Source organism: Microcoleus sp., from assembly GCF_041354475.1.
Lineage (GTDB): Bacteria > Cyanobacteriota > Cyanobacteriia > Cyanobacteriales > Microcoleaceae > Microcoleus.
In genome coordinates this window covers 1-25,923 of record NZ_JBGJZU010000087.1, presented here as the reverse complement: position 1 = coordinate 25,923, position 25,923 = coordinate 1, and the positions used below count along the sequence as shown (strand labels likewise).

Sequence of the window (25,923 nt, the reverse complement as noted above, 5' to 3'; positions counted from 1 at the left end):
GGAGTGCCAACATTGATACTTATTTTACCAGTTACAGACAGCGATTGCGACAAGAACACCGTGTTTTTTGGACCTGATGTCTTTAATGTCAGGAAAAGTCTATGAAACTGCCGTTTAGTATCATCTCCCATTTTACTCGACAAACGAGGAAGAGCCTCGCTGACATCGGTTCCCAGGTTCTGCCTGGGAACCCGTTAAGCTACAATTAAATTATTCCACATCATATTATAAATTTAGTGAGGGAACTATGCTCATCACAGAAGCCCCTTTCACGCTCCGCAAATGGACAGTTGAAGAATATCACAAGCTGGGAGAAATAGGATTTTTTAACCCAGAGGAGCGAGTGGAATTAATTGAAGGAAATATTATCCAAATGAGTGCAAAAGGAACTGCTCACACTTCAGCCACTAGACGTACTGCTAGCGTGCTGCGCAATCTTCTGGGAGATCGGGCTGCTGTTTATACCCAAGATCCGATCGCCCTCGACGACAATTCTGAGCCTGAACCGGATATCGCTTTAGTAATAATAGATCCGTTGGATTATGCGACTCACCATCCAACTCCTTCAGAGGTATATCTGATTATCGAAGTAGCAGATAGCAGCTTAACTTACGATCGCGAAGTTAAAGCGAAAATTTACGCGCGATCGGGAATTGCCGATTATTGGGTATTAAATGTGAACGATCGGCAACTTCATGTTTTTCGAGAACCTGCTGAAAATGGGTATCAAAGCGAATTGATTCTTGGGGAAAATGGGAGGATTTCACCGCTGCATTTTCCGGCTGTCAATATCGCAATTCCCGAAATGTTGCCACCAATTAGATCGAATTGAAAACGGCTGTAGCAATTCTATAGCAATTCTAAATCATTTGTGAATTTCTTGCTCCCTCCCCTTACTAAGGGGAGGGTTGGGGTGGGGTAAAAAACTTGCGACTCATTTAGGACTGCTATAGCAATCCTAAATCATTTGTGAATTTCTTACTCCCTCCCCTTATATCGTTTCCGGCTACATCGGAATGATTTAACCGCAGAGAACACAGAGGACACAGAGGGAGAGAATAGAGAGATGAATAATTCAGATGCTACCGGATTTGATATTACTAAGGGGAGGGTTGGGGTGGGGTAAAAAACTTGCGACTCATTTAGGACTGCTATATTTATTTTTGAATTAGATTTTTTTGTATTAACCGCAGAGGGCGCTCTTGGCGCAGAGAGAGAAGAGGTTGGGATAGAGAGATTGGCTTTCCTCTGATTCTTCTCTTCTGCTTTCTGTTGTTAATCGCTTTCGAGAATCGCCGCCAGCAAAGCTTGCTGAGCGTGCATCCGATTTTCCGCCTGATCCCAAACCCGCGATTGACTCCCTTCAATTACCCCATCCGTAATCTCTTCATCTCGGTGCGCCGGCAAACAGTGCAGTACAATCCCATTCGGATCTGCTAACTCCACCAACTCTTCATTTACCTGATAAGGCTCAAACAAAGGAATCCTGCTTGTCGCTTCCTCTTCCTGTCCCATACTTGCCCAAACATCAGTATAAATTACTTGAGCTTCCTTAGCAGCAGCTTTGGCATCAGCAGTCACAGTCACTTCTGTCTTTCCCTTCGCAATCGCCTTTGCCTTTTCCACAATCTCAGGATTTGGCCTAAAGTCTTGAGGACAAGCAATTCTCACATTCATCCCCATCATTGCACAGCCCAACATCAGCGAATTCGCCATATTATTGCCATCGCCAAAATAAGCCAAAGTCACCCCTTCCCACTTCCCAAAACACTCTTTTACTGTCATTAAATCCGCCAATACTTGACAGGGGTGTTCGTCATCAGTCAGCGCATTAATTACAGGTATTTTTGCATAATTAGCAAAAGTTACTAAATCCTTTTGGTCGAAAGTCCTAATCGCTAAAACGTCCAAATATCGGTCTAATACTCTGGCTGTATCCACCAAAGGTTCCCCACGGCTGACTTGAGTAACATTAGGATTGAGGTCAATAACTTGACCTCCTAATTTATACATTGCCACCGTAAAACTCACCCGTGTGCGCGTTGAAGCTTTAGAAAATAACAAGCCGAGAACTTTATTTCGTTTCAGCTTCACCATGCCCGATTTCAGGCTCGCACCTAGGTCTAACAAATAAGTTAATTCGTCAATACTTAAATCTGCTAGACTTAATAAATCTCGCCCTTTTAATGAGTCCATATTTACCCCCACACGAGTTTTCAATTATACGTTAAATCTGCGCCCGCAGAGCCGAGCTTTGTTTTTGTTCCCACGAGGTTTCCCTGGTTTCAAATAGCGGGTAATTGCTCGATCGCGCGATCGATCGAATCGCAACCTTGTTCCACCGTTTCTACTACCGCCAACAAGCCCCGCAATTCCGCAGCACCAGGGAAGCCCTTAGCATACCAGGTTAAGTGCTTGCGCGCTTGAGACACACCGCTGTCACCCTTATATTCCCACAAAGCCCGCAAATGTTCCTTAGCACATTCGAGCCGTTCAATTGGTGTCGGAGTTATCTTTTCCACACCAGTTTTGATAAAATAATCCACCTCTCCCACCAAGAAAGGATAGCCCAAAGTTCCCCGCGAACACATCACTCCATCCGCCCCTGTTTCTTCCAGACAGCGTATCGCCGCCTCAACAGAAAAAATGTCTCCGTTGGCGATCACAGGAATCGATAAAACTTCCTTAACACGACGAATCCATTCCCATTTTGCCTGGCCGTTGTAACCTTGCGATCGAGTTCGACCATGGACAGTAATCATTTTTGCTCCCGCATCTTCCATCCGTTTGGCAAAATCCAAAATATTAATTTCTTTGTCCGTCCAACCAATGCGAGTTTTGACAGTCACAGGAACATCTACAGCTTGCACAACTGCCCGCACAATTGCCTCAGCAGTCTCTGGAGCTCGTAGCAAGGAAGAACCGCCACCATTTTTAGTAATTTTGTTAACCGGACAGCCCATATTAATATCAACTGTATCCGCCCCTTCTGCCACTGCCTTCTGTGCCGCTTCTGCCAAAAAATCTGGGCGACAGTCAAATAATTGAATGCTAATCGGGCGTTCATTCGGGTCAACTTCCATAATTCTCGGCAGTTGCTTGACGTAGTGCAAACCCGTAGCATTCACCATTTCGGTATACATCATTGAATCCGGTGCATAGCGGCGCACCAAGCGGCGAAATACTAAATCTGTAACACCCGACAACGGCGATTGCAGCACCCGACTGTTGACTTCAAAATCGCCGATTTTCAGAGGAGTTGCTAATCTTTTTTGTAATTCTGGAGAGAGAGTAAGCATAGTCGATTGTTTCTGAGATAGGAACTGAATTCTAATATCTGTATATTGTACAACATTAAGTATTTATACTTGAAAAAGTAAAAAACGAATACCATACCCACAAGAAATTCACTGTTTGTGGAACAGGCAGTTCAGTCTGTGACGGAAACAAGGACAAGATGTGAGTTTTGAACTACAATTGGTTGATTCCCGATGATGCCGATCGAACATTAAAAAAATTGTAGAGAATTCCTATGGATGCCACAGCACTCTGGCAACGTTATCAAGACTGGCTTTACTATCACTCTGGATTGGGACTTTACCTCGATATCAGCCGCATGAGCTTCGACGACGCTTTCGTCACTATAATGAAACCCAAATTTGACAAAGCTTTCAAAGACATGACAGCTTTAGAAGCAGGGGCGATCGCCAATCCCGATGAACACCGCATGGTAGGCCACTACTGGCTCCGCAACCCCGATATCGCCCCCACCCCAGAACTCAAACAAGAAATAGTCCAGACGCTACAACAAATAGAAACATTTGTCAAGAAAGTTCAAAGCCGCGACATCAAGCCACCATTCGCTCCCCAATTTACCGATATTATCTCGATCGGCATCGGTGGTTCCGCCCTCGGCCCCCAATTTGTCTCCGCAGCTTTATCCCCAGACATTCCGCCCCTAGCCATACATTTTATCGACAACACTGACCCGGCAGGAATCGATCGCATCCTCAACCAAATCAAAGACAAACTCGTCAGCACCCTAGTAATTACCATCTCCAAATCCGGCGGCACCCCCGAACCCCGCAACGGCATGATCGAAGTGCAAAAAGCCTTCGCCGCCCAAAAACTCGACTTTGCCAAACAAGCCATAGCCATCACCGGAGTAGACAGCCAACTAGACAAATTAGCCAAATCAGAAGGCTGGATTACCACCTTCCCCATGGCAGATTGGGTAGGAGGAAGAACTTCCGAACTCTCCGCAGTCGGACTTTTGCCAGCAGCTCTGCAAGGCATTGACATCTCGGCAATGCTCGACGGTGCTAAAGTCATGGACGAAGCCACCAAAAACACCGAAATTAAACACAATCCCGCCGCCCTTTTAGCCATGAGTTGGTATTTTGCCTGCAACGGACGTGGCGAAAAAGATATGGTAGTTCTCCCCTACAAAGATTCCCTGCTATTGTTCAGTCGCTATTTGCAGCAATTAGTCATGGAATCTATAGGGAAAGAGAAAGATTTAGACGGCAACACAGTTTATCAAGGCATAGCAGTCTACGGCAACAAAGGCACAACAGACCAACACGCCTACGTCCAACAATTGCGAGAAGGTGTCCCGAATTTCTTCCTCACATTTATTGAAGTTTTGCAAGACAGGCAAGGCATTTCTCCAGAGGTGGAAACCGGGGTGACATCGGGAGATTATTTGTCGGGTTTGTTCCAGGGAACTCGACAAGCTTTGTCGGAAAATCAACGAGATTCGATTACTGTCACCATTCCTCAAGTAAATCCTCGCACAGTAGGAGCATTAATTGCTCTGTACGAAAGAGCCGTAGGTTTTTACGGTTCCTTGGTGAATGTCAACGCCTATCACCAACCAGGTGTCGAAGCAGGCAAAAAAGCTGCCGCTGCTGTATTAGACTTGCAAAAACAGGTACTGGAAGTTCTCAAACAGTCGGAAACTCCTCTGTCTGTCACCGAACTAGCCAAAAAAGCCGGCAAGCCAGAGCAAATTGAGACAATTTACCAAATTGTGCGCCATTTGGCTGCTAATGGTCGAGGTGTTGTTTTGGAAGGTAATTTTGGGCAACCTGCTACTTTGACTACAAGCTATAAAGGAAGTTAACCAGTAAAATTAAAAATTAAAAGTGAAATTAGTCATTTTTAATTTTTAATGCTCACTGTTTAATTTTTAAGTTCCCCCATGCCATTGACAATCCTGGTTGCTGATGATGATTTTGCGACTCGCTTGTCGATTAACGATTACCTGGAAATTTTGGGTTATTCGGTCATCCCTGCTGAAAACGGCAAAGAAGCTCTCGGCTTAGTAGAGGAATTTCAGCCGCATTTGATTGTTACCGACATTACAATGCCTGAAATGGACGGCTACGAGTTCGTGCGGCGAGTGCGGACTCGTCCAGCCTTCCGCTTGCTACCGGTGATTTTTTTGACGGAACGGACGAGTTCTCAGGAGCGAATTCGGGGCTATCAAATGGGCTGCGACAATTATCTGGCCAAGCCTTTTGAACTCAATGAGTTGGGAGTGGTAATTCGCTCTTTGTTGGATAGATACGTTCTGATTGCCCAAGCGTTGCCTTCCCAGAGAGAAACTGTTACCACACAGCAGCGCCACCAAGTCAAGGAGACGGGAGAATTAGATTTTTTGACTCAAAAGTCAGAAAGGGGCGATCGCCCTTCTTTTACCCAAAATTCACCGAATTTGACCCAAAGAGAGCAACAAGTGCTGAATTTACTCACAGAAGGTCTGTCTAATATTCAAATAGGCCTTGAGCTCCACCTCAGTCCCCGAACCGTGGAAAAGCACGTCAGCAGCTTGTTCAGAAAAACCGAAAGCAACAATCGTGCAGAACTGGTTCGTTTTGCGATGGAACACCATTTAGTGGGGAATTGGTAATTGGGAATTGGGAATTGGGAATTGGGAATTCCTCACCAATAACAAATAACCCTTCGACTTCGCTGGCTGGCGACGGCAATAACTAATAACTAATAACTAATAACTAATAACTATTGACTGCTGACTTCTGATATCGTTTCCGGCTGCATCGGAATGATTTAACCACAGAGAACGCAGAGAACACAGAGGGAGATAAGAGAGATGAATAATTCCGATGTTACCGGATTTGATATGACTTCTTCAAATACTCCAACAAGCCCTCGCAAGCATCCAGCAACAAATCGATGACGCGATCGAATCCCTCCGGTCCACCATAATAAGGATCGGGGACTTCCTTCAAGTCATATTTATGGCAAAAATCGCACATCAACCGCACTTTTTCTTTATATTTTCCAGTGTTATCAAGAGCGAGAATATTCCGATAATTTTCCCGATCCATCGCCAGAATCAAATCAAAATTCTCAAAATCTTTCCTTTGAAATTGGCGGGCTGCACCTAACAATTCAATCTCCCGTTTCTTTGCAGCCACTGCCATCCTACTGTCAGGAGGACTGCCAATGTGATAGCCTGCGGTTCCAGCAGAATCGCAAGTAATGCGGTCTCCCAAACCCGCTTTTTCAATCAAATGATTCATAATATTTTCTGCAGAAGGCGATCGGCAGATATTTCCTAAGCACACAAATAATAATTTAGTCATTAGTCAGCAATCAGTAGTCATTAGTCAGTGGTCAGTGGTCAGTAGTTATTGGTTATTGGTGGATTCGCGATTCCCCATTCGCGATTCCCCATTCGCGATTCCCCATGAACCATGAACAAGTTAGTAGTCAGTAGTCATTAGTCACAAGACTACTGACTACTGACTAATCACTTAGAAACCGGGGAGATTCAGTCCGCCAGTCAGTTCTTCCATTTTTTCCCGCATCGTCATGGTTGACTTAGTGTAGGCATCCAGCATCGCCACCGTGACGAGTTCAGACACCACATCCGCACCTTCACCAAGCGCATCAGGGGAGATTTCCACCCGACGGGGTTCTTGGTTTCCGCTGAGAAAAACTTTAACCAGGCCACCGCCGGCAGTTCCCTCAATTTCCATTTGATCCAACTCTTCCTGAAGCTTCTTAGCTCCTTCTTGAACCTGCTGAGCTTTCTTGAAAGCTTCAGTTAGTTCTTTCATTTTGCCCAGGCCGAAGCCAAATCCTTTTCCAGATTGTGTCATAACTACTCAGCGATGCTCAATTAAAAACAGTGTGCCGTTGGTACTTGTTGGCACTCTCATGTGTAAAGACACTGAGATTCTTGATTCGTTGAGGCGACTTGCTGACACAGAATTTCTCCAGCATCAGTAGAGATCGTCCTCTCCACAAGCGTTGAGGGTTTCCACCCAAGTTTCGATCTGCCCGACCGTACGTAATCCCTAACTTAAGATCGTGCCCGCTTTATAACGGAAACTCTCCCAGTATTCTAACTTCTGGCTCCAACAATAGCGACCACCGCTCTTGGACTTGCTCTTGAACGTGGCGGATCACTTGAAAAATATCATTAGCCGTTGCCGACCCACAGTTAAGAATAAAATTAGCATGGCGTTGAGCTACTTGAGCCCCGCCAATTTGATATCCCTTCAGTCCAGTTTGCTCAATTAACCAGCCTGCCGCCTTCGGACTGGGGTTGCGGAAAACAGAACCGCAGCTAGGCAAGTGGTAAGGTTGACTCGTCCGTCGCTGGCTGAAATTATTGTTAGTTTCTGCCATTACAGCCGATCGATCGAATCCCGGCTGTAACTGAAAAGTGGCTTCTGTTACGAGTCGATCGCCCCCTTGCAGCACCGAAGTCCGATAGCGGTAGCCCAACTCTTGGGGAGTCAGAATTTCTACCTTACCACTTGGTGAGAGAACGCGAGCATTCACCAAAATATCCGCTGTACAGCCCCTGTGTGCCCCGGCATTCATCACCACAGCACCTCCCACAGTCCCCGGTATACCCACAGACCATTCCAGGCCTTTCCAGCCCCGTTTAGCAGCCAACCAAGCGAGACGGGGAATAGATTCCCCAGCCCCGGCAGTTACTTGACCTGTTTCGGGATTAAAACTCACCTGTTTCAAGTATCGAGTACCGACGACCAAACCGGACAAACCCCGATCGCTCACCAACAGATTAGAACCGGCACCCAGTAGAGTCACAGCCAACCCCTCCGAGTCAGCCCAGGCAAAACTGGCTTGCAAAGCTTCTATACTGCGGGGAGCAACGTACCATTCTGCTGGCCCACCGACTCGGAAGGAAGTCATGCTCGCCAAAGACACTTGAGAGTTAATCTTGCAGTCAGTTCCCCCCAAAGAAATAGGAGAATAAACTCGCCGATTGCCCTTAACAGAGGAGTCATTCGAGATAGTCACCATTTTGAAATTCCTTAAAATACCTTCTAGCAAACAATTGGTTGAGAGTCTATTTATTGATTGATTTTTGTGAGTAGGAAAAGAACTACTAGGCACACAGAAGTTTCGGTACTATCTGCACCGCCATGAAAGTCCTTCGATCCCACGGGAGCTAGCTAATGCGGGCGATCGGCTGCTTGATAAAAAGCCATCACCTCTGGAATAATCTGATTGAGATTTCCAGCACCCAAAAATAGAGCCAAATCCCCCGGTTGCAAACTTTGGGTTAAAAACTTACTTACTGATTCCAAGGAAGCCTGAAACTCCACCTGTTGCCCTTCTTTAGCAATTAAATCAGCCACCATTTGCCCACTAATTTGTCCTAAATTGGGTTCCCCAGCACTATAAATCTCGCAAGTAACCACCAAGTCAGCATCAGTAAAAGATTGGGCAAATTCTGGCAAAAAAGTCAAAGTCCGGCTGTAACGGTGAGGTTGAAAAATGGCAACCACTCTTCCCGATTTAGGATTTACTTCGCTACCTTCTATACGCAACCTAGCAGCAGCCAAGGTGACACGAATTTCGCTAGGATGGTGGGCGTAGTCATCCACAAACAGGATGTCATTGTGAAAACCCCGCACTTCAAAACGGCGGCGTGCCCCTTCAAAGCCAGCCATCGCAGAGGCGATCGCCGCAAAATCCAACCCCAACAATCGACCCACTGCTACCGCCGCTAGGGCATTGCTGAGATTGTGTTTGCCTAGCAGTTTCAACTCCATTTCCCCCAGGAGAACTCCACGTTCCCAAATCCGAGCCCTGGTACTGTCGGCACCGTACAGGACATCATCGGCCGTGTAGTCAGCACCGCTATCTGGCTGCAAGCTGTAGGTAATATTTGGTTGGAGGCAGTCTTTGACAATTTGGTCATCAATGCAGCCCACCAAAGTTTGGCAGTTTTGGGAAAACACCTTAAATGTGTCTATTACCTGGTCGAGGGTATCGTAATGGTCTGGATGATCCAGTTCCACATTTGTCACCACGCCAATTTTGGCTACCAACTTGACAAGGGAACCATCGGATTCATCAGCCTCCGCCACTAAGTAGGGGCCATCCCCCAAGCGAGCATTCCCTTCCCAAGCATTTACCTCGCCTCCTACGACTATGGTCGGGTCTAGACCGGCGGTCATCAGCATGAAACCGATTAAGCTGCTAGTGGTAGTTTTACCGTGAGTACCTGCTACGGCAACACTTTGGTAATCTTGAATCAAGGCTGCCAAAACATCCGATCGATGAAAAATCGGACAGCCCAAATCTAAAGCAGCTATATATTCGGCATTTCCCTGGTGAATTGCCGTCGAACATACTACTTGGGGCAGTCCCAGTACCGACCTAGCTCTTTGGTCACTCCCATGGGATGGGAGAGCTTCGGCTGTCGCCACAGAAGCCCCTACCCAACTTTCCCCTACGGAGGATACGGGTTTGTCTGGAGGCTGACCTGCGGGACTATGGTCAAGTGTCGGCTTTTGAAATAGTTCAAAATTGCTAGCGTCTTGACCCCAAAAAATATGAGCTCCCATTCCTTGCAAGCGCTCAGTTATGTGGCTCGATTTAATATCCGAACCGTACACAGGCAAGTTACGTTTCGCTAGAATATAGGCAAGGGCTGACATTCCGATTCCACCAATGCCGATGAAATGAAATGGTTTACCACTGAAATCAACTGAACTCGGCATTTTCGCTCCTCACGCACCACACCACGCCAATCACACGCGATATGATATCAAGAATTGTTTTTTCAGGATACATTTCGCTATATATTTTTGTACAAAATTCTCTGCTAGTCCCTCGATTTTGGGATTGGTAGAGATACTTTTCTTGTATCCTATATGACTTGGTACCGAGTAGATTTCCGGAACAGTCATCAGAAAATTGGGTAGAAACCCAGTCACTTCGGCGAAGCTGAGTGCATCGCCTTCAGTGGACGGCTTTACATTTTCCCCTTGCGGGGTAGAGGGGTATGGTTGCCCCTCTGCGGAGATATGATTGTCTCCAATCCCTTTCGGGTAAAGTTAGCTTCGCCAAAGTTTAGTGAGCTTGCGCACGGCTAGCAGCACTGACTCTGTTACCTTAAGACTGTTTAACTACTAGCGACAGAGCTCTTGACTAGCTACGCATCCTCCGCATATTCCTGTATATTTTTTACCCATCCTCTTGCTGTGCTGGGATACGGCAGCAATGGCCCCGCGATATTTTTACGCCCGATGTGGGGTGAAACCCACAAAGATTTACCAAGACTACCACTTTGTATGGAAAAAGTAGCGATTTTGGGGGGGACTTTCGATCCGGTGCATTGGGGGCATTTGTGGATGGCTAACAGAGCCGTCTGTCAATTTGGTCTCGATCGCGTAGTCTGGTCGGTCGATCGCACTCCTGGTCACAAGCTGCACAGTGTTTTGGCAACTTTTGAACAAAGACGGGAAATGGTAGCTCTGGCGACAGCACAGCGACCGGATTTTGGACTTTTACCCCTAGATACCAATCCCTCTGCGGCGGGGGCGATCGACTCTGTACTGTATTTGCAAAATTTGTATCCAGAGGCTCAGCTCTACTGGATTATTGGTGCTGATGCTTTCCAAACTTTACCCAAATGGCCGCGGTGTGGGGAAATTGGGCGGTTGTGTGAGTGGTTGGTGGCGGGACGCCGGACAGGGGGATTTGAGGAGTTGCAGACGGAAGTGTCGATGGATGCTGCCGCGGACAAGATGCTGGAGACAAATACAGTTTGTGCTGTGGTAGCCCAAAAAATGAGTCTGAGGGGAGTGCAGATTCGCTGGCAGGTTTTGGCTATGCCTGCGATCGAAGTTTCTTCCACTGCCATCCGTCGTTACTGTAGTCAAGGTCGAGCGATCGGGCATTTAGTCCCAGAGGCCGTAAGGACTTATATTGTTAACCATCAGCTTTACCAGAGCTGACACTATAACTGGATTTAACTGATTGTTCATTATAGACAAAAAGTTAGAAAGGATCGGCCTTTGCGGTATGATCTTGTTTCATAGTCAATTCTTAAATTTTTCCAAAATTTTACCCTAAATTAGGGGCTGCCATCGTTAGGAGGTACTAAGGTGATTCGAGTCGCGATCAATGGTTTTGGGCGTATTGGGCGCAGTTTTGCGCGCTGCTGGCTGGGCAGAGAAAACAGCGAACTAGAGTTGGTAGCTATTAATGACACTTCCGATCCCCGAAGTAATGCTCACTTGTTGAGATACGATTCCATGATGGGAACGTTGAAGGGTGTGGACATCAGTGCCGATGAAAATTCCATAACTCTTAACGGCAAGACAGTTAAATGCGTGAGCGATCGCAATCCCCTAAACTTGCCTTGGAAAGAGTGGGGTATCGATCTGATTATTGAATCAACAGGCGTGTTTGTAGACCAAGCTGGAGCCTCAAAGCATATCACCGCCGGCGCTAAAAAAGTGCTGATCACCGCTCCTGGCAAAGGCCCAGAAGTGGGAACCTACGTGATGGGAGTCAACCACCATAACTACAAGCACAGTGACTACACAGTCATCAGCAATGCTAGCTGTACCACCAACTGTCTAGCTCCAGTGCTGAAAGTGCTCCACGAACATTTTGGCATCGTCAAGGGCATGATGACCACTACCCACAGCTACACAGGCGACCAACGCTTGCTGGATGCTAGCCACCGCGACTTGCGGCGGGCACGGGCGGCTGCCATGAATATTGTGCCGACATCTACTGGTGCTGCTCAAGCTGTGGCTTTGGTGATTCCAGAATTGAAAGGCAAACTAAATGGGATTGCCATGCGCGTACCCACTCCCAATGTGTCCGTAGTTGATTTCGTCGCTCAGGTAGAGAAAAAGACCTTCACCGAGCAAGTAAATCAAGTATTCAAGGAAGCAGCCGAAGGCTCCATGAAAGGAATTTTGGAGTACAACGATTTACCTTTAGTTTCTTGCGACTATCGAGGCAGTGATGCTTCTTCCATTCTAGATTCCAGCTTGACCCTAGTGATGGATGGCGACATGGTAAAGGTTTTGGCTTGGTACGACAATGAATGGGGCTACAGTCAGCGAGTTGTTGACTTGGCTGAATTAGTCGCCCAAAGATGGGAAGGCTAGAAGCCTGACTTGTTTCGACTCGTTTACTCCCTCTACTCGTTACCAGGCTCTGCCAATTGGTGACAACTTAAAGTCAAACCTAGTCCCCCTTCCCATCTCCCCCCTTGGGGGGGACTAGAAGAAGTCAAAGTCCCCCTTCCTATCTCCCCCCTTGGGGGGGGCAGGGGGGGGTGGTTTCATTCTACTCGTCTACTCGTCTACTCGTCTACTCGTCTACTCGTTACCAGGCTCTGCCTGGTAACGCAGAACCAGAGGCTCTGCCTCGAAATTGGGGCAGATCCAAGCTAGGCAAGACCTCTAGACATGGGTTTCCCGGAAGAGCCTGGGAACCAGTGACATCTGGCTTGTCTGCGGAGGCAAAGGAAAGTTTGTATAGAATCCATGTGGGAACATCCTGAGAGGGCCTGCGGTCTGGTATGTTCGTGGGTGGTGATGGCAGTTCATTGGGGGCGAGGGCAAAACGGACTCGAAATTGTGGTAGGTTTCTGGAAAACAATTTTGGCAGTAGGTTGCCCTAGGGCGAATGGGAGTTTTAGCAATTCCGTTGGGTGGAGTTTCGCGCGATCGTCGAGGAATTTGAGCCAATATGATGGGGTGAAAATATGGAGTAAGAACGCTAACTTTTATTAAGTTGTGGTGAAATTACTAACTATAATCACTGGTTGAACGCTAAATTTGATACTACTGTCCAGTAGTCCATATTTTCATCGTTAGCTGTGTCAGATAACTTGAGAGTTTGCATTTTGAGGAAAAAATGAGTAAGTGGACAAGAACCTTTACTTTTAAAGGTAAAGAGCTATATTACAATCGGATTAAATTTAATAATCCGACAGAAAGAGCCGTAGAAATTTCTATCGCCTTTGATTTTATTGCCAATCTGGAAAATACTCAAAAAATCCTAGAAGTGGGCAACGTACTCTCTCATTATGAGAACTCATTGAGCGAAAATATGGGTGTGAGAACGAGACGAATTATAGATAAATTTGAAGTAGACCTCGGTGTAGACAATGAAGATTTGATGGACTTGCCCTCAGCGGAAAAATATGATGCAATAGTATCAATTTCCAGTGTAGAACACATAGGGCAAGCCGAAGATCCTTCGGGAGGCTATGGCGAAAAAACCGAGGCGCGCGATCTCCAAGGTCCGTTGAAGGCGATCGCCAAAATATACGATCTGCTGGCTATGAATGGAAAAGCCTTGATAACCGTTCCTTTTGGCAGACTTACAGATGCAGAATGGTACATTCAGTTTAGCAAAGAGTATTTAGAGGTTTTATGGAAAAAATATGCCATTCCGAAAGATGCCATATCCGCCAACTATTTAAAGCTAATAGATAGAGAAACAGCAGACGATAAGCATTATATGCTTTGGAGAGAAGTAGATGTTCTCGAACTTAGGGATAGCGAATACGGATGGCCTTGGTCACAGGCAAATTCAATTGCAATAATAGAATTATCCAAGGTTTCAAGCGACTTTAATCTTAACTTAAATGTAGAACCAACAGATTTATATTACCATATGACCTACGAACAACGGAGAGAGTTTGAACAGTGTAAAGCCCAACTGCATCAGAGTCAAAGAGAGTTGGCGCAGTCACAATCGCAATTATATCAAACTCAGGCAGAGCTAGAGCAATCTCTGACCCAATTGAATCAAACTCAAAAAGAGTTAGAAGTAGTCCAAGGTCAAATTTATCCCGTTCAAGGAGAATTGGAACTCGCGCAAGCTCAGATTTATAAAACTCAGGAGGAGTGCGATAGATTGCAGGCGCAACTATATCAAGCTCAGGAAGAATTGGAAAAAGTTCATCCCCAACTACATCAAACTAAAAGTGATTTGGAAATATCCCAGTCACAACTTTACAAAACTCAGGGAGAGTTGGAATTAACCCAAGCTCAACTTTATCAAGCTCAGGAAGATCGCGATCGATTTGAGTCGCAAATGTACCAGGCTCAGGAAGATTGTGAATTAATACAAATTCAACTCCATCAAATTCAGGAAGAATTGGAACTATCCCAAACCCAACACCATCAAATTCTGGGAGAATTAGAAATATCCCAAGCCGAACATTATCAAACTCGGCAAGCATTGGAACAGTCGCAGTCGCAACTGTACTCGACTCAGCAAGAATTAGAACAATCCCAAGCCGAACACCATCAAACTCGGCAAGCATTGGAACAGTCGCAGTCGCAACTGTACTCGACTCAGCAAGAATTAGAACAATCCCAAGCCGAACACCATCAAACTCGGCAAGCATTGGAACAGTCTCAGTCACAACTGTACTCGACTCAGCAAGAATTAGAACAATCCCAAGCTGAACACCATCAAACTCGGCAAGCATTGGAACAGTCTCAGTCACAACTGCACTCGACTCAGCAAGCCTTGGAACTATCCCAAGCCGAACACCATCAAACTCGGCAAGCATTGGAACAGTCTCAGTCACAACTGCACCAAACTGCGGGGGAATTAGAGAGATCGCGTTTTGAGGAAAATACGGTCAAAAATCCAGATCAAAGCAATCAGGTGCAGTACGGCGTTCTAGTCTGGGAAGCCTGGTATGCTTATCGCAACAACGATAGGACTGGAATGTCTCGTTCTTTACAGAAATCCTTGAATTGTACGCCTTTCTCACGAACAGAAACAGTAATGAATTGGTTAGAAAATTTTGGTCGCTTTTCTTTAGAAAAAGGTGAGTATTTTGATACGAACTCCTTGAGCAATTCGCTGGAATGGAAAGAATTGATCCAGCGTGTTCTGGCTGTTAAAACCCAAGTAGGGCGGATCTAGGTTCAGGTGGCGGGAACATTAGTCTTAAATCCTAGTCTTCTGTTTAAAATAGCCACTTGAAAGATCTAATAAGACGGGCATTATATAGTCTGTTTGTAGCTCGGCGATTAAAAGTGTTCAGGGATAGTGTCGCATCAATAAAACCTGCTGCGGTTTGGGTGAACAAAGTTAGTTCATGTCAGACCCAAGTTTGTAGACGGGCGATCGCGAACATCACCTGGTATATTTATAAAAACTGGGATGATCGAGTCTTGTATGGTGGCAAGCCTGTCTGAGTTAGAAATTACACAATTTAGTTCACAGATGCTGACAAAAAACACAGAAAAATATCTTGATTTTGAAACTTGTAAAGACGTGCTTGCTAATCTCCGAGAGCAGAATCGTAAGATAGTTCTCTGTCATGGGGTGTTTGACTTGCTTCACCCAGGTCACATTGCCCATTTGCAAGAAGCCAAAGCTTTGGGAGATGTCTTGGTAGTTTCCATTACCGCAGCTCCTTATGTCAACCGAGGCCCTGGGAGACCGGTTTTTTCGGACGATTTGCGACTTTATTCTCTTGCCTCTTTAGCTTGTGTAGACTATGTGTTATTGGCTCCTGTTGCCACAGCTTTAGATGTACTCGATCGAGTTCAGCCAAATTTTTACTGCAAAGGTCACGAATATGCTGACCACAGTCAAGATGTTACTAAAAATATTGACCGGGAAGCCGATCGAGTTCAAGCTTACGGCGGAGAAATTCGCTATACAGGCGAGATTGTTTTTAGCTCAACGAAGCTGCTGAATAACTACACCGATGTGTTGCCACCACATATCAAAAGCTATGCCATTCAATTAACCCAGCAACACCCTTTTGAGGCAATTCGGAAGGGCGTTGATGCGATGCAAAAGCTCAAAGTCTTAGTGTTGGGGGACGTAATTATTGATGAATTTGTTCACTGTACAGTGCAGGGTTTGACTTCTAAAGGCAGAGTTATTTCGACTCGCTTTTTGAAAAAAGAGCAGCATCTAGGGGGTTCTTTGGCTATTGCTCGCCACATAGCTAGTTTTGTAGACTCTGTAACTGTGGCTGGTGTGGTGGGAAATGAACCAGACATTCACAGCTTGATTTTGAATAATATAAATGGCGGTATTCGGCTAGATTTGCAATATGAAAATGGTGCAGCCACGGTCACTAAACGTCGTTACATTGAGCGGCAGGGAATGAGGGATAATTACAGCAAGCTGTTTTCTATTAATGAGCTGCAAGAAGAAGGACCTGCTCCCAGTCAGCGGCAAAATTTGTTAGATCGTTTACGGAAAACGATTCGGGATTATGATCTGGTGGTGGTTGCAGATTACGGACATGGATTGCTAGATGCTGAACTCATGGATTTGGTTCAAAGTGAATCTCCATTTTTAGCTTTAAACTGCCAAACAAACAGTGCAAATTACGGCTATAACTTAATTACTAAGTACCGCCGAGCTGATGTTTTTTGCTTGGACGAACAAGAACTACGTTTAGCTTTTTCTAGCCGTTACGGAGACCACAATTATCTGCTTAAAGGCTTGTTCCAGCATCTAGATGCTCAACAAGGATGGCTGACTTTGGGTTCTTCGGGAGCCTTGGGAATGAATGCTAAAGGAGAAGAAGATGTGAGTCCGGCAATGACGTTGGCGGTGAAGGATACAATTGGGGCTGGTGATGCGTTTTTTGCTCTGGCTAGCTTGAGTGCGAAGTTGGAATTGCCGATCGCAGTTGGTTCGCTGCTGGGGAATTTGGCTGGGGCGATTTCAGCTAATACTCTAGGGAATGCTGAACCAGTAGAAAAAGCTAGGTTGTTGAAATTTGCTACTACTGTTTTAAAGGTATAGAGATGCAATTTTTTAGCAAACCGCAAGCAATTTTGTGCGATCGCGATGGCACTCTCATTGAAGATAGCCACTTCCTCAGTCACCCCGACCAAATTGAGTGGATTCCAGGAGTGCTGGAGGCACTAAAATTCCTCAAGACTCTGGACATCTCAGTATTGGTGGTGACTAATCAATCGGGAGTGGCTAGGGGTTATTTCCCAGTGGAGGCAGTTGAGGCAGTTAATGATAAAATGCGGCGGGATGCTGAAGCTGCGACCGGGGCGATCGCAGAATTTTATTACTGTCCCCATCACCCGCAAGGTCAAGTTATCAAGTATAGTTATGTTTGTGAGTGTCGCAAGCCGTCGCCTGGGTTATTTCTCCAAGCGATCGCCGACCATAGTTTAGACCCGACGCGATGCTGGGCGATCGGGGATAGACTCAGGGATGTAGAGCCTGGTTTGCAGTTGGGTATGAAAGCTTTTCTGGTTGAAACTGGCTATGGAATACAGGAACAGCAAGACTTGTCTAAATCTCCATTTTCCGAGCAAATAACCGTAGTTTCATCAATGCCAGAAATTATTAATTTAATTTCAAATGAGAGTAATTATCCGCAGTTAAAAAAGTTTAACGTAACACATTAACTGGGATAATTAATATTAGAAATCTGGAAGAAAGGCAGTCAAGGGTTTATTCGCCCCCACGGGTGGTCAGAAACCGGGTTTTTTATCGAATCTGCGATGATCCAACAAAGTTTTTCGTGAAAAAACCCGGTTTCTAGGCCCCCATGCGTCCAGGACTACCAAGTTGAAAGTAATTGAGGAATTTAGGGTGAATCAAATGCAACAAGTTTTAGTCACAGGCGGAGCGGGTTATGTGGGGGCTGTTCTAGTCCCTAAACTCCTGCAAGCTGGATATCGAGTGAAGGTTGTGGATTTGTACATCTATGGAGAAGATGTTCTATCCTCCGTCAAAGATCATCCAGGGCTAGAAGAGATTAAAGGAGATATTCGCGATCGCCCACTCCTCGAAAAAATTCTACCCGGATGCGATGCTGTGATCCATCTAGCTTGCATTTCCAACGATCCGAGTTTTGAATTAGATCCAGACCTCGGTAAATCGATTAACTACGATGCTTTTGTTGACTTAGTAGATGTCGCCAAAAACAGCGGTGTCAAACGGTTTATTTATGCTTCTTCTTCCAGCGTGTACGGCATCAAAGAAACCGAAAATGTTAGCGAAGAACTGCCACTAGAACCGTTAACAGATTATTCCAAGTATAAAGCAATGTGCGAGGATGTATTGCTGGCAAACCGCGAACCGGGGTTTGTTACCTTGATTCTGCGCCCGGCAACCGTCTGCGGTTATTCCCCTCGTTTGCGGCTGGATTTGACAGTGAATATTCTGACTAACCACGCGGTTAATAATGGTAAAATTACGGTGTTTGGTGGCGAACAGAAGCGGCCAAACATTCACATCGAGGATATGACCGACCTTTATATCAAGTCGCTGGAATTGCCAGATGATGCGATCGACGGCAAGATTTTCAACGCGGGTTATGAAAATCATACGGTGATGCAAATTGCTCAAATGGTCCGAAATGTGGTAGGAAAACAAGTAGAGATTGTCAGCACGCCGACCAATGACAACCGCTCTTATCACATTTCATCGGAGAAGATTAAGAGAGAACTGGGGTTTGTGCCGCAGCACACAATTGAAGATGCTGTGCAGGATTTGGTGAAGGCTTTTCAAGCAGATTTGATTCCCAATCCGATGACGGATAGCCTTTATTACAATATTAAGACCATGCAAGGACTGAGTTTAAAATAAAGATGAATATTCCAGAACTTGAAGCCAAAGCCCGAAAAATTCGGGGCAAAATTGTAGAACTGTCCCACAAAGCTCGGACTGCCCATTTAGGTTCTTCCCTATCCTGTACCGATATTTTAGTAGCAGCTTACTGGGGAAGTTTGAAAATCGATCCCCAGGATTCTGAAAATCCCGATCGCGATCGGTTTATCCTCAGTAAAGGACACGCAGCAACAACACTGTACGCCACCCTCGCGGAAGCTGGATTTTTTCCGCAAGAATTACTCGATACCTATGCCCAAGAGGGTAGCAACTTGCCAGAACACCCCAGCGTGAAATGCGTACCGGGGGTAGAAGTAGCAACGGGTTCCCTCGGACACGGATTGTCCGTAGGGATAGGAATGGCTTTAGCCGGTCGTATTCAAAAGCGCTCTTATCGCGTGTTTGTCACCCTGAGTGACGGCGAATGCAATGAAGGTTCTGTTTGGGAAGCGGCGATGTTTGCTCCTGCTCAAAAACTAGATAATTTAGTTGCGATCGTTGATTACAATAAGTGGCAAGCTACTGGGCGCAGCAACGAAATCATGGCTCTTCATCCTCTCAAACAAAAATGGGAAGCTTTCGGATGGAGTACCTATGAATTAGACGGTCACGATATGAAAGCATTGGTTGATACTTTGCGTAACGTGCCTGATGGTAGCGGTAAACCGGTTGCTATTGTTGCCCATACTGTGAAAGGAAAAGGCGTTTCTTTTATGGAAGATGACAACAATTGGCACTACCGCGTTCCGACTGCTGAAGAAGTTGAAAAAGCTAAAGTGGAACTCCAACTTGTATGAGAAATGAATTTGCGGCGGAACTGAGCGAAATCGCGGCGGAAGACGATCGGGTTGTCTTGTTATCTGGCGATATTGGCAATCGGCTTTTTGATAAATATAAAGATCGTTTTCCCGATCGCTTTTATAACTGTGGAGTTGCCGAAGCGAACATGATGAGCGTGGCGGCTGGTATGGCAATGTGCGGGCTGAGACCGATTACTTACACGATTACGCCGTTTACAACTACTCGCTGTTTTGAACAAATTCGAGTTGATGTTTGCTATCACAATGTTCCAGTGATTGTTGTGGGAGTTGGGGCGGGTTTGTCCTATGCCGGAAACGGCGCTACTCATCATTCCTGTGAAGATATTGCTTTACTGCGAATGCTGCCAAACATGACGGTAATCTGTGCGGGTGACGCTTGGGAAGTTCGGGCCGCCATGCGAGCTTGTTTGCAACAAAATGGCCCGGCTTATATTCGCATGGGCAAAAAAGGTGAGCCGCTTGTTCATGAGGGGATGCCTGATTTTGAAATCGGCAAAGCAATCGTGATGCGCCCCGGAAGTGACGTTTGCTTGCTGAGTACCGGCAATCTGCTACCGAATGTGTTGGAAGCAGCAGACGAGCTTGGCAAACAGGGAGTTTCTGCCCAAGTTGTCAGCTTCCACACTGTTAAGCCTTTGGATCGAGAATTGCTCGATCGGGTTTTTTCGCAGTTTTGGCTAGTGGCGACGGTGGAAGAACACAGTATCATCGGTGGACTCGGAGGGGCTGTGGCTGAGTGGTTGAGCGATCGCGACCATCAAAAAGCTCGTTTGTTGCGAATTGGAGTTGCAGACAAGTTCCTGCACGCAGCGGGAGAACAAGAGTATGCTCGCGAGTATTTTGGCCTCACCCCAGAGGCGATCGCCGACAAAACCTTGCAGATGTATCGGGCGATCGCCCCGAAGCCGGTGAAAGTATAAAAAAACACAGGATCGAAAGATATGGACTTCCTAGAAAAAATAGAAACAGACTTAAGTGCTGCTTTCATTCAAAATGGCTATATCATCCAGCCCTGCGAAAATCTATCTGCCTTGGAGCGAATCCGAAACAAAACAGTAGATTTAGCAACTAATTTTTTAGGAGTGCCATATCCGATCGATCCCGGAGTATTTTTAGATGAAATTGTCTCTGTATTACCTGTCGCAAAACTCAACTATTTTCGCCTGCATATCATATCAGGTTTAATGGCCGAATCTTGGTTTAGGGAAGCATATTTCTCTTGCGCTCGTTCCCTAGTGGAAACCCTTGTCGGCAACGAATTGGTGATGCAGCGCAATATCGGTTTAAGCATTCAAATTCCCGGCGATAACAGTTCTTTATTACCCCTGCATTCTGATAGTTGGGGTTCGGAATGTTCCCCATTTGAAGTAGTATTGTGGATTCCATTAGTAGATTGCTATCGGACAAAGAGTATGTTTATTTTACCGCCTGATGCTGATGCTAAATGGCGACAAAAAGTACAGGAATTTGCCGGGGCAGGAACCGAAAGTCTTTATCAGGCAGTCGAGCCAGAACTAAAATGGTTAGAAGTTCCCTACGGCAAGGTTGTTTTGTTTACTCCTACTGTCATGCACGGCAATCGAATCAACCAAGAATCTACAAGCAGATGGTCTATGAATATTCGATTTAAAGGTTTATTTACACCATACTCTGATAAACGTCTGGGGGAATATTTCGCACCGATCGCCGTGCGTGCCGCCTCGAAAATCGGGATGAAATTTACCATGCCTGGGGGGTTTGATGAGTGAGAAATCAGGTTATCGCGGTTACATTACGAGCCGTCCAGTACGGGGATTGAATTACCCGCACCGCGTGCAAAACTTGGTGGTTCGGGACTACGCCACACGGCATAATTTAGATTACAAACTCAGTGCAACTGAATACGCGATGCCCGGATGTTATATGATGTTCTACGATGTCTTGGCAGAACTGCCACAACTAGAGGGCCTCATACTATTCAGCCTGTTTATGCTGCCCCAAAAAAGCAAGTCGCGATTGGAAATATACGATCGCATTTTAGGTGCTGGATGCGAGTTACACGCAGGTTTGGAAGAAATGGTACTGCAAGATCGCAGCGATATCGACGATTTTGAAACAATGATGCAGGTGGTCTTAACTTTACCTCATACACCAATGGGGGGTTATTATCACAAGTCAGAAGACCCAAAACTAAACAACTTTTTTCGAGCAGCTATGAGTGTGGAGTGAGCAATGTTAATTGGAGTTGATTTTGACAACACGATCGTCTGTTATGACGGCTTGTTCCACCGAGTGGCCCTCGAACAGGGATTAATTCCCCCAGAAGTTCCTGTCAGTAAAGGCCAAGTGCGGGATTATTTGCGCCAGTGCGGGAAGGAAGATGCTTGGACTCAGATGCAGGGTTACGTTTATGGCGATCGCATGAAAGAAGCTGACCCGTTTCCAGGCGTACTGGAATTTTTTACCCGTTGCGTTAGGGAAAAAGTCAATGTCTGTATTGTCAGCCACAAGACGCGCTACCCTTATTTGGGCCCCAAATACGATTTGCACGCAGCAGCACAGGGATGGTTGCAAAGTCAAGGGTTTTACGATCGCGATCGGATTAATTTGTCCCCGGATCGAGTGTACTTTGAACTGACTAAACAGGAAAAGCTGGAACGGATTGCCAAGCAGCAATGCACTCATTTTATCGATGATTTGCCGGAATTTTTGGGAGAGTCGGGGTTTCCCGCCGGAGTCGATCGCATCCTCTTTGACCCCCAGAACCACCATCCCACGGGACATCCGTTTCGTCACAGTTCCTCTTGGTCGGAAATCGAGGCCTTAATTTTATGATGACTGAAGCGGTTTCCCTGAGTTTAGAACAGCTTCAGCAAGCAGCCGTTGAGTTGATGGCGGTGGCGGGATTGGGTGGCGAGGTGGAACTTGATCCTCTGACAGGTGGCGGGAATAACCGGGTTTTCCGCGTGGCTGCGGATGGTTCAAGTTTTTTGTTGAAGGTTTATTTTCAACATCCGGGCGATCGCAGAGACCGTTTGGGTACGGAATTTGCTTTTTCGCAGTTTGCTTGGGAGAATGGGGTGCGGGCTTTACCTCAACCGTTGGCGTGCGATCGCCAAAAAGGTTTAGGTTTATATGAGTTTGTCCGGGGAAGGCGACTAGAACCGCAGGATGTCACCGCAGCAACGGTTGAGCAAGCGCTTAATTTCTATCGGGAAATAAACCGTTACAAGCAAGTTACCGAAGCTCAAATTCTGCCTCAAGCATCGGAAGCTTGTTTTACTCTTGAAGAACATCTGCAATGTGTTGAACGTCGCATTGTCAGGTTGCAAACAGTCGCAGCATCTTCCGAGAGCGATCGCTCTGCTGTAGACTTTATTCACAACCAATTGTTGGAAGTTTGGAGCGCAGTGCGATCGCGCGCAATCGAACAAGCGAATCAGTGGAATCTAAAGTTAGAAGCAGAAATCGCACCTTTAGACCGGTGTTTGTCTCCATCGGATTTTGGGTTTCACAACGCTATTTTGAGCGATTCTGGGCAATTACGCTTTCTCGATTTTGAGTATGCAGGGTGGGACGATCCTGGTAAAATGGTTTCCGACTTTTTTTGCCAACCGGCGGTTCCTGTGCCTTTAAATTACTATTCTAAGTTTGTGGAAGCGGTTGTTTCTGAGTTGTCAGAACCCGAACAACACCGACAGCGGATGGCGATTTTATTGCCTGTTTATCGAGTTAAGTGGTGTTGTATTCTGCTCAATGACTTTTTGCCAGTGGCCGGCCAAAGGCGAAGTTTTGCGGGGCAAGTTGCCGATCGCGAAGCACGCAAAGCTGTACAATTGCAAAAGGCTCGTCGCGCTCTTGAGAACCTGCAACAAAACAGGGAATTTTAAATGGCTTATATTGACTTTTTATCAGCAGTTCACAAAAAAACTCAGCGCGATTATTTGGGGCGCGTGAATGAATTTCCCAAGGCGGAAGCGGCTAAGCTTGCTAAAAAATTCGATCGTGATTATTGGGATGGCGATCGCAAAGTTGGCTACGGTGGTTATAAATATGATGGTCGCTGGCGGGCTGTTGCAGATGCAATAGTTGAGCACTACAATTTGAAACCGGGCGATCGGATTTTAGATGTTGGGTGCGGCAAGGCTTTTTTACTGTACGATTTTACACAAGCTCTACCCGGAGTCGAAGTAACCGGTATTGATATTTCCGAATACGGGATTGCTCACGCCCCAGAAGAAGTGCGCCCGTTTTTGAAAGCGTGCAGCGCGACGGAACTTCCATTTGCAGACAACAGCTTTGATTTAGTGATTTCTATCAATACTTTGCACAATTTGTATTGTTTTGAGCTTGACCGAGCTCTCCGGGAAATTGAAAGAGTAGGCAAGGGGAACAAATATATTGTGGTAGAGTCCTATAGGAACGAAGCCGAAAAAGCGAATCTGCTTTACTGGCAGCTTACTTGTGAAAGTTTCTATACGCCTGATGAGTGGCATTGGTGGTTTGACCATTGCGGCTATACGGGCGACTACTCTTTTATTTACTTTGAGTAAGAGCAAAAATTCACTCGGTGAGAAAGTCAACAAAACAGCGAATAATCAGGGGTAATAATGAGTCCGCGCAAAATAGCAGTGCTTGGTAGCAATTCTTTTTCAGGAAGCGATTTCGTTGACTTGCTTCTAGAAGACAGTCAAAATGAAATTGTGGGTATCAGCCGTTCTGCCGAGAAAGAACCGCTTTTTTTACCGTATCTGCGCCATAAAAACCCGAATTTTAAGTTTCATCAATTTGACTTTAACGGGGATATGCCACAGATATTACAGGCACTTGACGAGTTTGCACCGGAGTATATTGTTAATTTTGCTGCTCAAAGTGAGGTTGCTCCCAGTTGGGTGCATCCCGATCACTGGTTTCAAACGAATACCGTAGCATTAGCTCAATTAATCAACCACTTAAAAGACCGGAAATATTTGCAGCGTTACGTTCACATTTCCTCTCCTGAAGTGTACGGCACTTGTGAAGGAAATGTGACAGAATTATCTCCGATGAATCCTTCTACGCCTTATGCTGCTTCTAAAGCGGCGGCGGATATGCTGCTGTCTACTTATTATAAAAATTTCCAGTTTCCTTTGGTGACAGTTCGTGCTACCAATGTGTATGGAGCGTATCAGCAGCTCTTCAAAATTATTCCGCGATCGGCAATTTACCTGAAGCTGGGTAAAACGATTCAGTTGCACGGTGGCGGGCACGCAGTCAAGTCTTATATCCATATTCGCGATGTTTCTAGGGGAGAATTAGCGGTGATGGAAAAAGGCAAAGTGGGGGAAATTTATCATTTGTCACCCGATCGGGGCTATGCTGTGCGCGAAGTGGTGCAAACTATTTGCGAAGCGATGAATCGCTCGTTTGCTGAGTCAACGGAGACTGTTGCCGAACGATTGGGGCAGGATGCTGCCTATGTAATAGACTCTACTAAGGCTCGGACTGAACTCGGATGGAAATCGGAGATTTCTTTGAACGATGGAGTTGCTCGTGTGATAAAATGGGTGGAGGAAATTTGGGATGAGATTGAGCAGCAGTCTTTAGAATATGTTCATAAACCTTAGTATCAAATCACTGTATTATTAACAACGGTTGAGGGAAGCCGGAGACAAGCAATGACTGTAAGCTATTTTGACGCGGCAAACAAACTAAAGCAGGAAGGGAGATTGGAAGAGGCGATCGCTTCTTATCGCTCTGCTATTGAGGAAAAACCCAATTTTTATTGGTCTTACCCAAATTTGGGAGATGTTTTGCTTAAGGTTGGCCGATGGGATGAGGCGGTTAATGCTTACAGTCGGGCGATCGAACTTAACCCTAGTTCGTCGGCTTGGATATATTACAATCAAGGGGAAGCTCTAACTAAGTTGGGGCGGTTGGATGATGCGATTGTTTGTTATCAAAGGGCGATCGAGAACAGTCCCGATGAAGTTGAGATTCAATCGAGTTTGGCAGAGGCGCTGCGGCAGAGAAGTCAGGTAGATTTGGATCGGGCGATCGGAATGTATCAGCGGGCGATCGAGCTAAATCCTGAGTCGGTGGCAGCTTATCAGAATTTGCTGAAACTGCAACCGGATAACAGTGACATCTGGGCAAAATTGGGCAATAGTTTGGTGACACTCAAGCGAGAAGCCGAAGCTATTACTGCTTACCAACGGGCGATAGAAATCAATCCGGGATTCGTACAAGC

At 46.0% G+C, this 25,923-nt stretch carries 24 protein-coding genes; 18 read left to right on the top strand and 6 right to left on the bottom strand.

What is annotated here, in order from left to right; all coding sequences use genetic code 11:
• Positions 1-247: 247 nt before the first annotated feature.
• Positions 248-832, top strand: coding sequence for a Uma2 family endonuclease (locus ACBR23_RS24285; protein ID WP_341737366.1), 585 nt, complete (start codon positions 248-250; stop codon positions 830-832).
• 443 nt (positions 833-1,275) lie between these two features.
• On the opposite strand, the gene argF is transcribed toward ACBR23_RS24285, so the two are convergent.
• Both argF and dusB read right to left on the bottom strand, forming a co-directional pair.
• Positions 1,276-2,196 (bottom strand): ornithine carbamoyltransferase, encoded by a 921-nt coding sequence (gene argF / locus ACBR23_RS24280; protein ID WP_371117736.1) that lies wholly within the window; start codon positions 2,194-2,196, stop codon positions 1,276-1,278.
• An 89-nt stretch (positions 2,197-2,285) separates the two neighbouring features.
• On the bottom strand, positions 2,286-3,299 hold the full coding sequence (dusB, locus tag ACBR23_RS24275) for a tRNA dihydrouridine synthase DusB (protein WP_371117737.1): 1,014 nt from the start codon (positions 3,297-3,299) through the stop codon (positions 2,286-2,288).
• A gap of 233 nt (positions 3,300-3,532) precedes the next feature.
• On the opposite strand from dusB, the gene ACBR23_RS24270 reads away from it, so the two are divergent.
• Complete coding sequence (locus ACBR23_RS24270) at positions 3,533-5,125, top strand: glucose-6-phosphate isomerase (RefSeq protein WP_371119286.1); 1,593 nt, start codon at positions 3,533-3,535, stop codon at positions 5,123-5,125.
• 78 nt (positions 5,126-5,203) lie between these two features.
• Positions 5,204-5,914, top strand: coding sequence for a response regulator transcription factor (locus ACBR23_RS24265; RefSeq protein ID WP_341737369.1), 711 nt, complete (start codon positions 5,204-5,206; stop codon positions 5,912-5,914).
• Between the two features lie 217 nt (positions 5,915-6,131).
• Here the strand turns inward: ACBR23_RS24265 and ACBR23_RS24260 are convergent, their stop codons facing one another.
• The 4 genes from ACBR23_RS24260 to murC all read right to left on the bottom strand — a co-directional run bounded on the left by ACBR23_RS24260 (position 6,132) and on the right by murC (position 10,016).
• The gene (locus ACBR23_RS24260; RefSeq protein WP_340521300.1) at positions 6,132-6,611 is read right to left on the bottom strand and encodes a low molecular weight protein-tyrosine-phosphatase; all 480 of its coding nucleotides are present in this window, start codon (positions 6,609-6,611) and stop codon (positions 6,132-6,134) included.
• Between the two features lie 171 nt (positions 6,612-6,782).
• Positions 6,783-7,130, bottom strand: coding sequence for a YbaB/EbfC family nucleoid-associated protein (locus ACBR23_RS24255; RefSeq protein ID WP_340518952.1), 348 nt, complete (start codon positions 7,128-7,130; stop codon positions 6,783-6,785).
• 220 nt (positions 7,131-7,350) lie between these two features.
• Entirely contained in the window at positions 7,351-8,307 is a 957-nt protein-coding gene (gene murB, locus ACBR23_RS24250) for a UDP-N-acetylmuramate dehydrogenase (protein WP_371119284.1), read from the bottom strand.
• A 152-nt stretch (positions 8,308-8,459) separates the two neighbouring features.
• Positions 8,460-10,016 carry a UDP-N-acetylmuramate--L-alanine ligase gene (gene murC / locus ACBR23_RS24245; RefSeq protein ID WP_371119283.1) on the bottom strand — a complete coding sequence of 519 codons (1,557 nt, stop codon included), beginning with the start codon at positions 10,014-10,016 and terminating at the stop codon, positions 8,460-8,462.
• A 426-nt stretch (positions 10,017-10,442) separates the two neighbouring features.
• On the opposite strand from murC, the gene nadD reads away from it, so the two are divergent.
• The 15 genes from nadD to ACBR23_RS24170 all read left to right on the top strand — a co-directional run.
• Positions 10,443-11,255, top strand: coding sequence for a nicotinate (nicotinamide) nucleotide adenylyltransferase (nadD, locus tag ACBR23_RS24240; RefSeq protein WP_371119282.1), 813 nt, complete (start codon positions 10,443-10,445; stop codon positions 11,253-11,255).
• Between the two features lie 150 nt (positions 11,256-11,405).
• On the top strand, positions 11,406-12,425 hold the full coding sequence (locus tag ACBR23_RS24235; RefSeq protein ID WP_340518956.1) for a type I glyceraldehyde-3-phosphate dehydrogenase: 1,020 nt from the start codon (positions 11,406-11,408) through the stop codon (positions 12,423-12,425).
• 754 nt (positions 12,426-13,179) lie between these two features.
• Positions 13,180-15,213 carry a hypothetical protein gene (locus ACBR23_RS24230; protein WP_371119281.1) on the top strand — a complete coding sequence of 678 codons (2,034 nt, stop codon included), beginning with the start codon at positions 13,180-13,182 and terminating at the stop codon, positions 15,211-15,213.
• A gap of 303 nt (positions 15,214-15,516) precedes the next feature.
• Complete coding sequence (locus ACBR23_RS24225) at positions 15,517-17,064, top strand: PfkB family carbohydrate kinase (protein ID WP_371120912.1); 1,548 nt, start codon at positions 15,517-15,519, stop codon at positions 17,062-17,064.
• A 2-nt stretch (positions 17,065-17,066) separates the two neighbouring features.
• Positions 17,067-17,687, top strand: coding sequence for a D-glycero-alpha-D-manno-heptose-1,7-bisphosphate 7-phosphatase (locus ACBR23_RS24220; RefSeq protein ID WP_371119279.1), 621 nt, complete (start codon positions 17,067-17,069; stop codon positions 17,685-17,687).
• A 196-nt stretch (positions 17,688-17,883) separates the two neighbouring features.
• Entirely contained in the window at positions 17,884-18,873 is a 990-nt protein-coding gene (locus ACBR23_RS24215; RefSeq protein WP_371119278.1) for an NAD-dependent epimerase/dehydratase family protein, read from the top strand.
• Positions 18,874-18,875: 2 nt separating this feature from the next.
• Positions 18,876-19,691: a transketolase gene (locus tag ACBR23_RS24210; RefSeq protein ID WP_371119277.1), complete on the top strand. Its 816-nt coding sequence runs from the start codon at positions 18,876-18,878 to the stop codon at positions 19,689-19,691.
• Positions 19,688-20,635: a transketolase family protein gene (locus ACBR23_RS24205; RefSeq protein ID WP_371119276.1), complete on the top strand. Its 948-nt coding sequence runs from the start codon at positions 19,688-19,690 to the stop codon at positions 20,633-20,635. The genes ACBR23_RS24210 and ACBR23_RS24205 overlap by 4 nt, the downstream gene beginning before the upstream one ends.
• Before the next feature lie 21 nt (positions 20,636-20,656).
• On the top strand, positions 20,657-21,463 hold the full coding sequence (locus ACBR23_RS24200; protein ID WP_371119275.1) for a sporadic carbohydrate cluster 2OG-Fe(II) oxygenase: 807 nt from the start codon (positions 20,657-20,659) through the stop codon (positions 21,461-21,463).
• Entirely contained in the window at positions 21,456-21,923 is a 468-nt protein-coding gene (locus ACBR23_RS24195) for an LIC12192 family sporadic carbohydrate cluster protein (protein WP_371119274.1), read from the top strand. The genes ACBR23_RS24200 and ACBR23_RS24195 overlap by 8 nt, the downstream gene beginning before the upstream one ends.
• A gap of 3 nt (positions 21,924-21,926) precedes the next feature.
• Positions 21,927-22,529 (top strand): hypothetical protein, encoded by a 603-nt coding sequence (locus ACBR23_RS24190; RefSeq protein WP_371119273.1) that lies wholly within the window; start codon positions 21,927-21,929, stop codon positions 22,527-22,529.
• Entirely contained in the window at positions 22,526-23,584 is a 1,059-nt protein-coding gene (locus tag ACBR23_RS24185; protein ID WP_371119272.1) for a phosphotransferase, read from the top strand. The genes ACBR23_RS24190 and ACBR23_RS24185 overlap by 4 nt, the downstream gene beginning before the upstream one ends.
• Positions 23,585-24,247 carry a class I SAM-dependent methyltransferase gene (locus ACBR23_RS24180; RefSeq protein ID WP_371119271.1) on the top strand — a complete coding sequence of 221 codons (663 nt, stop codon included), beginning with the start codon at positions 23,585-23,587 and terminating at the stop codon, positions 24,245-24,247.
• A 57-nt stretch (positions 24,248-24,304) separates the two neighbouring features.
• Positions 24,305-25,300: a GDP-mannose 4,6-dehydratase gene (locus ACBR23_RS24175; RefSeq protein ID WP_371119270.1), complete on the top strand. Its 996-nt coding sequence runs from the start codon at positions 24,305-24,307 to the stop codon at positions 25,298-25,300.
• Between the two features lie 51 nt (positions 25,301-25,351).
• The coding region (locus ACBR23_RS24170; protein ID WP_371119269.1) for a tetratricopeptide repeat protein at positions 25,352-25,923 on the top strand (572 nt) is incomplete at its 3' end.